Annotated in this window: 1 protein-coding gene; it reads left to right on the top strand. The window is 47.7% G+C overall.

What is annotated here, in order from left to right; translation table 11 throughout:
- Positions 1 to 1,255 (top strand): leucyl aminopeptidase (locus BSG1_RS19495; protein WP_006838972.1); only part of this gene is annotated, 1,255 nt, incomplete at its 5' end.
- Positions 1,256 to 1,437: the final 182 nt, after the last annotated feature.

The raw sequence follows: 1,437 nt of genomic DNA, 5'->3' as shown, positions 1-1,437 counted from the left end.
TTCATTCGATGAATTGAGAGAAGCCATCGGCGCGGCTTCCAAAGGGATTCAGGAAATGAAAATCGCTTCTTTCGCCGTAGCTCTGGACACGTTTGCAACAGATCAGCTTGATGCTTCCGATGCAGCTCATGCTGTCAGTGAAGCATTCACAATGGCGACATACCGATTCCCTGGCTATAAACACAAAGGAAATGTCCCTGAAACTTTCATCAACAGCCTGACTGCCTTTTCGAAGGAAGACAGTGCTGAAATTGAAGCAGCCCTTCAGGTTGGCTATGCTCACGGAAGAGGAGTGAACTCTGCCCGCGCATTGGTCAATGCACCGGGTAACATCCTGACTTCTACAAAGCTTGCGGACTACGCAGCTGAAATTGGGAAGAAGTATGAGTTCGAAGTAGAAATCCTTGATAAAGAAGAAATGGAGAAGCTGGGAATGGGTGCCTTGCTCGCAGTTAATCAAGGTTCCGTTGAGCCTCCAAAAATGATTGTCCTGAAATACCAGGGAAGAGACGAGTGGAACGATGTTATCGGACTGGTCGGTAAAGGAATCACGTTTGATACAGGTGGATACTCCCTTAAACCGAAAGACGGCATTGTCGGCATGAAAACCGATATGGGTGGCGCGGCTGCCGTTCTTGGGGCGATGGAAATTATCGGTGAGTTAAAACCTGAACAAAACGTCGTTGCCGTCATCCCTTCCACAGATAATATGGTAAGCGGTAATGCCTTCAAGCCGGATGATGTCATCACGGCGATGAGCGGAAAGACAATTGAAGTGCTGAACACCGATGCAGAAGGGAGGCTTGCCCTTGCTGACGGCATGACGTATGCCAAGCATCACGGCGCAAACTACCTGATTGATGTTGCTACATTGACAGGCGGCGTGATCATCGCTCTGGGGAACGATAAAACAGGCGCGATGACAAATGATGAAGCCCTCTTTGAGCAAGTCCTGGAAGCTTCATCAGAAGCGGGTGAGTTCATCTGGAGACTGCCTTATACTGAAAACGATAAGAAAAGGGTCAGAAACAGCAAAATTGCTGACCTGAACAATTCTCCAGGAAGAGAAGGACACGCCATCATGGGCGGTGCCTTTGTAGGAGAATTTGCTGAAGGAACTCCTTGGGTTCACCTTGACATCGCCGGAACTGCTACATCCAAATCTGATTATGATCTTGGACCTGCAGGAGCAACGGGCTCCATGGCGCGTACACTTGCTCTGCTTGTTGAGCGCTTTGAGCCGACTGAAAAATAGTATAATGAGAAGCTTGCCTCTTTTTGGGGCAGGCTTTTTTCTTATTTTGGGGGAATAGGGTGGGATTGTTAATAGAAAGTATAAAAATTTTAAAAGTAGCCGGGAAGTTGTTAATGGCATCCCCTAACTTGTTAATAGGGTACAGAGCGTTGGTCGAAGCACACTTCCATTCGAGGAAAAAT

Source organism: Bacillus sp. SG-1, assembly GCF_000181495.1.
Classification (GTDB): Bacteria; Bacillota; Bacilli; order Bacillales; family Bacillaceae_B; genus Rossellomorea.
This window is presented reverse-complemented; position numbering and strand designations above follow the sequence as displayed.